Origin of the sequence: Pseudomonas sp. MD195_PC81_125, assembly GCF_014060985.1 — a bacterium.
Lineage (GTDB): Bacteria > Pseudomonadota > Gammaproteobacteria > Pseudomonadales > Pseudomonadaceae > Aquipseudomonas > Aquipseudomonas parakoreensis.
The window spans coordinates 1-709 of sequence record NZ_JABULD010000919.1 but is presented as its reverse complement, the minus strand read 5'-3'; the positions used below and the strand labels follow the sequence as shown (position 1 = coordinate 709).

General features: G+C 55.0%; 1 protein-coding gene and 1 pseudogene. One reads left to right on the top strand and one right to left on the bottom strand.

The window, feature by feature from the left end:
* Positions 1-119, bottom strand: a 119-nt coding sequence (locus tag HT737_RS32230) for a hypothetical protein (RefSeq protein WP_306287328.1), incomplete at its 3' end; no start/stop codon positions are given.
* Positions 120-546: 427 nt separating this feature from the next.
* Between HT737_RS32230 and HT737_RS32225 the strand changes: the two are divergent.
* Positions 547-709, top strand: a pseudogene (locus HT737_RS32225) (NAD-dependent dehydratase); the annotation flags it as partial.

Below are 709 nucleotides of genomic sequence, written 5' to 3'. Positions count from 1 at the left end.
AAGGCTTTTCCCAGCACAGGACGGTAGGCCTTGAGCACGAAGTAATAGCTGTATTCCGGACGCCCCAGACTCTGGCTGATGGAGCGGTCATTGACGTCCGAGTAAAGAATGAAATTCATGGCATCCCACGGTGACACCACCATCCCGGCAGTTTCACGCTATGACGTCCAGGCGCTGAATCGAGTCGGGATCACCGCTGCTCGTCCTTCGTCCTGAGCTCGTCTTCGTTCTTGTTTTAGTGGCTGGTTTCACCCTGTTGCGCAACAACCCCGGCGAACCTGGGGAGATGGCGACGAGGGCCATTCTAAACACATCCTTTGCGAATCCGGGAACCGCCCGACAAGAATAAATAGGGCTACGCTGACGAGAACTGACCGGTCACGGTTTGCGCTGTTGAAATTGCCGATCATTTGGCACAGATTGGTAACAAATAACTACAACAACGACTTTGCCGATTGTCCTGCCGGTCTTTCTCATCCGGCCTGACAGACTTTTCCCCAAAGCCTATGGGAAAGTGGCGAAGGTTAAAGACCAAGGGGTCAGTGTTTGAAAAAGCGTCTGTTCATCACGGGCCTCAGTGGGTTCGTGGGACAACATCTCCAGTCGCATCTGGAACAACCTGGCTCGACGTGGGAACTGCTGCCTGCGGCGGCGCCTTACGATCTCACGGCTGCGACCAGCCTCACCGATCTGTGGCCACAATTGCCCG